Source organism: uncultured Maricaulis sp. (assembly GCF_947259345.1).
Taxonomy (GTDB): domain Bacteria; phylum Pseudomonadota; class Alphaproteobacteria; order Caulobacterales; family Maricaulaceae; genus Maricaulis.
On sequence record NZ_CAMYLS010000024.1, the window covers coordinates 94,332 to 101,409 of the forward strand.

Here is a 7,078-nt window from a genome sequence, read left to right on the forward strand (position 1 = left end):
CGCCCGACCGGACCCTGCCATGACCGTGACCGACACGCCCGCCGACACCCTGACCGCCACGCCCCTTCCGACCGCCCTGCTCGACCAGCTCAAACAAGTGCTCGGACCGAAGGGTTGGTCGCAAGACAGCCATGAACTGGCGCCGCATGTCGCCGACTGGCGCGGTCGCTATCAGGGCTCGACCCCGATCCTGCTCAAGCCGGCCAATACCGAAGAGGTCGCGGCCTGTGTCCGCCTGTGCCACGAGGCCGGTGTCGCGATCACGCCCCAGGGCGGCAATACCTCGCTGTGCGGCGCGGCCACGCCCATGGGCGAAGTCCTGCTGACGCTCAAGCGCATGACGGCAATCCGCGAGATCGATGTCGATAATGACTCGATGACGGTCGAGGCCGGCTGCGTGCTGGAGAATCTGCAAACCCTCGCCGCCGACAATAATCGCCTCTTCCCGCTCTCGCTCGGCTCACAAGGCTCGGCGATGATTGGCGGACTGATCTCGACCAATGCGGGCGGCGTGCACGTCCTGCGCTATGGCATGACCCGCGAGCTGGTGCTCGGCCTGGAAGCCGTCCTGCCCGACGGCACGATCTGGTCTGGCCTCACCGGCCTGCGCAAGGACAATACCGGCTATGATCTCAAGCAATTGCTGATCGGCGCCGAGGGCACGCTGGGCATCATCACCGCCGCGACCCTGAAGCTCTTCCCGCGACCCTCGCGCATGGAAGTCGCTTTTTGCGGCCTCGACAGTGTCGACGACGCGGTCAAATTCCTCGGCCTCGCCAAACAGGTCTCCGGCGGTTCGGTCACAGCCTTCGAGATCATGCCACGCATGGCGTTGGAGATGGTGCTGGAACACGTCCCCGGCACCCGCGACCCGCTGGCCGGTGAACACGCCTGGTATGTGGTCTGTGAGATGAGTTTCGGCCGCGCCGACGGCGCCCGCGAGACGCTGGAAGACGCGCTGGGTCAGGGCTTTGAGGCCGGGCTGATCAGCGACGCGGCCATCGCCGAAAATGACAGCCAGATCCAGGACTTCTGGCGTCTGCGCGAGACCATCGCCGAGGCGGAGCGGGCGCATGGCAAGGCGGTCAAGCACGACATCTCCATCCCGGTCTCGAAAATGCCGGCCTTCATGCGCCAGGCCACAGCCGCCGTGGAAGCCGAATTTCCCGGCGCCCTGGTCGTCGCCTTCGGCCATGTCGGCGACGGCAATGTCCATTTCAACGTCGCCGCCCGCGAGGCCGGGGCCGATGATGACTTCATCGCCCAGGCCGCCCCGCTCTCGCGTCTGGTCTATGATCTGGTGGACACCTTCGGTGGCTCGATCTCGGCCGAGCACGGGATTGGCATATTGAAGCGCGCCGAACTGGCCAGCCGCAAACCGGTCGATGTCGCGGTGATGCGGGCCATCAAGGCCGCGCTCGACCCCAAGGGGATCATGAATCCGCGGGTTTTGCTGTAGCGGCGGATGCGAGACTGCCCCCACCCGCCAGGCGCGTATCACGTCGGCGCGCCTGCGCAGGGCTGTCCATAGACCGCTTTTCAGCCAGCACACGGCCTCTCCGCACGCTGTCTATGGGTTGGTTTGCACTAGGCGCCCGGGGGGAACGATTGCCTCTGCCCCAGCTTCTTAAGCTCTCAACAATTCAAAACCCCCACTATAAAAATGGCAAATACAAACACTATTTCATTCTATTAGAGCCAACCTCAAGCAATCCATCCTGAGACATAACAAGAGACAAAACCCAATCACTAGAACTTTTTTCTAAATTGGCGATAAGCATGAAGGAATCTGAATATTTTTCGTCAAAAATATCTTCATACTCAAACGCCGCAATGCAGATTATCGTAAATTTGTCTCCAAATTCTTCGAATGACGGATAATCGCAAGGAGCAACTTCGACTTCGCGGGAAGGAACGCGTGCTCCAGCCGACAAAGAGCCACCAATAAACGAAGAAAATTTAGGATCAGACTCTATCGCATCGCCAATGGCCATGCCGCTTTTGGCAAATAAAAATTGAAATCTAGCATTCCACTTTTTTATCAACCCAATGCCATCATTTGATACAATATATTTGCCCCTCACCTTTCCATCGGCAAATAGAAATTTCGACTCTTTTAGCTGCAGTATGCCTCGATGCTGAATTTTCGTGAGAGATTTTTGTGTTTCTATTGCCTTGTCGGCGACCGCATTCGCATCTGCCGCTTTCTCTACGGCGGCGCGAGTTTCCTTTAGTGTCAAATAGAGCAGCACGACCGCAAGAACACTTACGAAAACAGAAACAACCGCTGAAGCTGCCGAAATGAGATCGGCCACAGAACCTAGATCATCCCTCGACCCGCTCGCTGCGACCGTTCTTACGGTATTATCCTCAAACACAACGGAAGCAGGATGCGCGAAGCACGCATCTCGGCACCAATTAGCAACACTCGCCGCGTCAAAGTCCCACGCTAGACTGCATTCGCAGACAATCGGTACGCCTTGAAGTATCTCTGGCAACATAAGCGCCACTCCGCTCACTCACGCTGAACACGTTCCATTTCTCTTTGCTGCTTAACCGCGTCTCTCAGCTCGCCCCGGCGATCCAATTCGACGACAGCCCTGACATCAGTCCCTCCGGCCCCTCGCTTGTTTCGAGAGTCTAACCCTATCACTAAACTGTGTTGTCGTCGGCCTCATGGGTATAGCGCCCCCTCATAGCTGGCCTCTACTATCGCGGCCATAAATCATTTCACGCCGACAAGCCGCGTCCATGTCTGGAAAGCGGGCGCTGCGATCCCTATCCTCGAGGACAAGGAGATTGCCCATGCTGATTCTGCTCTCGCCCGCCAAGAACATGAATTTCGATCCGGTCGATCGTGACCTGCCGACGACCACGCCGGACCTGATCGACGAGACGCGGATCCTGTCCAAGACGACGCGCCAGCTCACCGCGCCCAAGATCAAGGCGATGATGAAGATCAATGATGATCTCGCCCGCCTCAATCGGGAGCGTTTCCAGGCCTTCGACGCCGATCAGCCGGGCGTGAAACAGGCGGCCTTCGCCTTCAATGGCGAGGTCTATCGCGGGCTTGAGGCGCACACCATGTCGGCCGAAGATCTCGACTGGGCGCAAAGCCATTTGCGCATTCTCTCCGGCATGTATGGCGCGCTGAAACCGCTCGACGCCATTCACCCCTACCGCCTGGAAATGGGCCGCAAGCTGCACACGCGGCGCGGTGAGAGCCTGTATGATTTCTGGGGCGACCGGATCGCGAAGGAGCTCAACAGCCTGCAGGCCAATGCGGCCGAGCCGGTCATCCTCAACCTGGCCTCCAATGAGTATTTCAAGGCGGTCGACAGGAAGACCATCAAGGGCCGGATCATCACCGCCACCTTCAAGGAAGAAAAAGACGGCCAGCTGCGCGCTCTCATGGTCTTCGCCAAGAAGGCCCGCGGCATGATGGCCCGCTGGGCCATCGAAAACCGCATCACCGACCCGGCCGACCTGGTGAAGTTCGACCTCGGCGGCTACCGCTTCGAAGCGGAGGGATCGAGCGAGGGCGATCTGCTGTTCACGCGACCTCAGCCGGCTGCGGCGGGAAAGAAGGCGGCTTAGGGATGCAAGTCTCGCTTGCGCCGATCGTCGTCATCGCAGCAACCATAGCCGGGGCTTGCGCGCCAAGCTCGAGCGACTCCTGGAAAGACAACGGTGAATACCACTTCCAGCTATTTTCAGACGCGCTGGCGGGGTCCGACGCCGCTGTACTCCATGTCCCGGCTGCAAGCCTCTACGAAAAAGAACCTCGCTTCGTTTGCACTTTCAGCTTTTTGGATGACTGCAGCGACGAGAGCCCGGCATGCCAAGCACAATCCATTGCCAAAGCGCGCGCAAATGATGCCTATTCACGTGAGTACGTTTACATTTTTGCTGGTTTTGACGACGGCCCGCCAATGATCGATCGGGCTCATTTCCAGTCGACCTTCTGGCGGTTGGGCGGATCGGAAGCGCCTCACTGCGTTCCTGGCGAGCGGGCAGAGTTCGAAATTTCCATCACGGCCGGCTCCGAGGATTACGCCCCATTCCTGGTCCGCCTGGAAGACACTGCCAATCCTGAAGACAGCAACCATCCCTAATCCTGTTCCCTGCACGCCTGCATTGTGTTAGGCTCCAAGGGCCGCAGGAGGTGGATCTGACCCACCCCCTTTGGCCGCCCTTTAGGCGATAGAGAGCCGGATCAACAGGGTCCACCCGCCGATCCGCCTTCTCCTCACCCAGAGGACGAGGCAGCATTTCGGAAACCGAAACATTGCTCCCTCCTTGGATTGCGCCGGCCCTGGTGGCCGGCGTTTTCATTCTAACACAAAATGCAATCAATACGTGCTCTAGTAGATCTCACCACCTAACACGCCGTCATCCCACGGTGAGCGGGCATCCGGGGGACCTCGACTGGCCGACGGAGCTTACGCTCAGCAGCTTCCCCGCTTCGCCTGGCGCCCCCAGCGCTGAGGTCCCCGGATCGCCGCGGCGCCGCGACCGTGGGATGACGGTGGATGGAGAGCGCCTTCCCATGGGCCAGCGCTAAGCAGCATACCCTTGACCTCCCCGCTGCCTTCCCGTCTCTTGCGGCGAGCGCAAACTTGAAGGGTGGTTCATGTCTGGAATTCGTACCGATCTCACCGGCCAGGTGTCCATCATTACCGGCTCGACGAGCGGGATTGGGGCGGCGATGGCCGAGGCGTTGGCTCAGAATGGCTGTCACATCATCCTGAACGGGTTGGGCGAGCCGCAAGAGATCGAGACCCTGCGGGCGCGGCTGGCCAGCGACCATGGTGTCGAGGTGCGCTACCATCCCGCCAATATGCTCAAGCCGGACGAGATTGCCGACATGGTCGCGTCGGCGGAGCGTGAATTCGGGCGGCTGGACATATTGCTGTCCAATGCTGGCATCCAGCATGTCTCGCCGGTCGAGGACTTCCCGGCCCAAAAATGGGACGCCATCATCGCCATCAATCTGACCTCGGTCTTCCACGCCGCCAAGGCCGCGATCCCGATCATGAAACGCCAGGGAAAGGGCCGGATCGTCAATCTGGCCTCGGCCCACGGTCTCGTCGCCTCGCCGTTCAAATCGGCCTATGTCGCGGCCAAGCATGGGGTGATGGGTTTCACCAAGACGCTGGGTCTGGAACTGGCCGAGGATGGCATCACCTGCAATGCGATCTGCCCGGGCTATGTGAAGACGCCACTGGTGGAAAACCAGATCGCAGACACGGCAAAGGCGCGCGGGATCAGCGAGGATGAGGTCGTGCGCGATGTCATGCTGGCAGCCCAGCCGACCAAGAAATTTGTCACCTATGAGCAGCTCGCCGGTGCTTTGCTCTATCTTGTCTCCGACGCCGGGGCCAATATGAACGGATCCTGGATCAGCGTAGACGGCGGATGGACGGCGAAGTGAACGATAACGAAGCCATTCTCAAGATTGACTATAACGAGATACCGGTCACCGACATGGCGGCCGCCAAGGCCTTCTATCGCAAGGCGTTCGGCTGGGATTTCATTGATTTCGGGCCGACCTACGCCGCCTTCGAAAATGCCGGCCTAGATGGCGGGCTGCGCCTCGAGGACAAGGCGTTCGAGACTGGCTGCCTGATCATTCTCAAGGCCAAGGACATTTTGGCTGCAGAATCGCGGGTGGAAATCGCCGGGGGGACCATCACCAGTCGCGAGGACTTCCCCGGCGGGCGCCGCTTCCATTTCACCGACCCCAGCGGCAATGAGCTGGCGATCTGGTCGCCCAATGGCAAATACGACCCGCAGGCCGCCAACGATCCGGACGCATGACGGACAGAATGGATGAGCCGCGCCGTCAGCCCGTGCCCGGCGCCGGCATGGTCGTGTTTCGCGGCGATGACGTCCTGCTGATCAAGCGTGGCAAGCCGCCCTATGAAGGCCAGTGGTCCCTGCCCGGCGGCAAGATCGAATATGGCGAGACCGCTGCCGAGGCAGCCCTGCGCGAACTGGCCGAGGAGACCGGGACAACGGCACGCATTGTCGGCCTGATCGATGTCATCGACAGTATCGGCCTGCGCGAAGCGGGACAGCCGGGCGACTGGCATTATCTGCTGGTCGATTTTGCCGGCGTGTGGACCGGCGGCGAACCGGTCGCGGCGGATGACGTCACCGAAGCCGCCTTCTTCCCCTTTGACGAGGCCATCCAGCGCACCAAATGGGACCGCACCCGCGATGTGATCGGGCGGGCCCGCAAGATCGTCGCCGCCTTGAGCACGCCACAATCTGTGCGATGATGCCCGCCATGCGCGCGCTCTTATGTCTGCTTGTCCTGTTCGCCCTCGTGACGGCTTCGACCCTGGCCCAGAAGCCGCGCAATTTCCCGCGCCCGGACCCGGTCAACGCGGCGGCGGAGCGCCACGTCGAGACCGTGCAGGACGACGCGATCAGTCCGGAAATCCGCGAAGAGCTGGACCTCGAACGCACCCTGCCCTTCCTCGCCTATACGCTCGGCGAGCTGCACTATTTGGCTTTCGCCTGTGAAGGCCCGGATGACCAGGAATGGCGCGAACAGATGGTCGAGCTCCTGGCCATGGAAGCGGCCGATGACCGGCGCTGGCGCGACCGGCTGATCTCGAGCTTCAATGACGGCTATCGGGCCCAGCAACGCTATCGCACACGCTGCGGCCTGGAAGCCGAGGCCGAACGCCGCTCGCTTGCCCATCGTGGCCGGGATTTGTCGGAGATGATGCGCGCGGCCTATTTCGACTGAGCGCCGACAGGGGGACTTATCTCCGACCAGTCCCGTTCCCATTGTCATGAACTCGTGCTTAGGATGTGCGAGCATATGCAAGAGGGGGCATGATGTCGGATCGCCGGTCACAACTGGAATCATTGAGCATTGATCGTGAGGCCGAGAGCGCCCCGGGCGGAATCTCCATTCCGGTCTTGATCATCATCGTCATCATCTTTTCCGCACTCTCGGCCGGCGGGACCTGGTTTCTTACCCGCAATGCCGCCCCGGCGCCGCAGCCGGTCGCCGCCGTCGAGGCCCCGGCGCCGGCCAGCGAAGCGCCGGCCGAAGACGCGA

General features: G+C 60.8%; 8 protein-coding genes and 1 pseudogene. 8 read left to right on the forward strand and 1 reads right to left on the reverse strand.

Annotated elements, in window-relative coordinates; translation table 11 throughout:
- Positions 1 to 19 precede the first annotated feature (19 nt).
- Complete coding sequence (locus Q0X62_RS11320; RefSeq protein WP_297735625.1) at positions 20 to 1,459, forward strand: FAD-binding oxidoreductase; 1,440 nt, start codon at positions 20 to 22, stop codon at positions 1,457 to 1,459.
- 220 nt (positions 1,460 to 1,679) lie between these two features.
- Here the strand turns inward: Q0X62_RS11320 and Q0X62_RS11325 are convergent, their stop codons facing one another.
- On the reverse strand, positions 1,680 to 2,315 hold the full coding sequence (locus tag Q0X62_RS11325; protein ID WP_297735628.1) for a hypothetical protein: 636 nt from the start codon (positions 2,313 to 2,315) through the stop codon (positions 1,680 to 1,682).
- Positions 2,316 to 2,805: 490 nt separating this feature from the next.
- On the opposite strand from Q0X62_RS11325, the gene yaaA reads away from it, so the two are divergent.
- The 7 genes and pseudogenes from yaaA to Q0X62_RS11360 all read left to right on the forward strand — a co-directional run.
- Complete coding sequence (gene yaaA, locus Q0X62_RS11330; protein WP_297735631.1) at positions 2,806 to 3,597, forward strand: peroxide stress protein YaaA; 792 nt, start codon at positions 2,806 to 2,808, stop codon at positions 3,595 to 3,597.
- A gap of 2 nt (positions 3,598 to 3,599) precedes the next feature.
- Positions 3,600 to 4,115 (forward strand): hypothetical protein, encoded by a 516-nt coding sequence (locus Q0X62_RS11335; RefSeq protein WP_297735634.1) that lies wholly within the window; start codon positions 3,600 to 3,602, stop codon positions 4,113 to 4,115.
- A 518-nt stretch (positions 4,116 to 4,633) separates the two neighbouring features.
- Positions 4,634 to 5,434, forward strand: a complete 801-nt coding sequence (locus tag Q0X62_RS11340) for a 3-hydroxybutyrate dehydrogenase (RefSeq protein ID WP_297735637.1) — start codon at positions 4,634 to 4,636, stop codon at positions 5,432 to 5,434.
- A complete protein-coding gene (locus Q0X62_RS11345; protein ID WP_297735640.1) occupies positions 5,431 to 5,820 on the forward strand; it encodes a VOC family protein in 390 nt (129 codons plus the stop codon). Before Q0X62_RS11340 ends, Q0X62_RS11345 begins: the two co-directional genes overlap by 4 nt.
- Entirely contained in the window at positions 5,817 to 6,284 is a 468-nt protein-coding gene (locus tag Q0X62_RS11350) for an NUDIX hydrolase (RefSeq protein WP_297735643.1), read from the forward strand. Before Q0X62_RS11345 ends, Q0X62_RS11350 begins: the two co-directional genes overlap by 4 nt.
- A gap of 8 nt (positions 6,285 to 6,292) precedes the next feature.
- Entirely contained in the window at positions 6,293 to 6,760 is a 468-nt protein-coding gene (locus Q0X62_RS11355; RefSeq protein WP_297735647.1) for a TIGR02301 family protein, read from the forward strand.
- An 89-nt stretch (positions 6,761 to 6,849) separates the two neighbouring features.
- A pseudogene (locus Q0X62_RS11360) lies at positions 6,850 to 7,078 on the forward strand (efflux transporter periplasmic adaptor subunit); the annotation flags it as partial.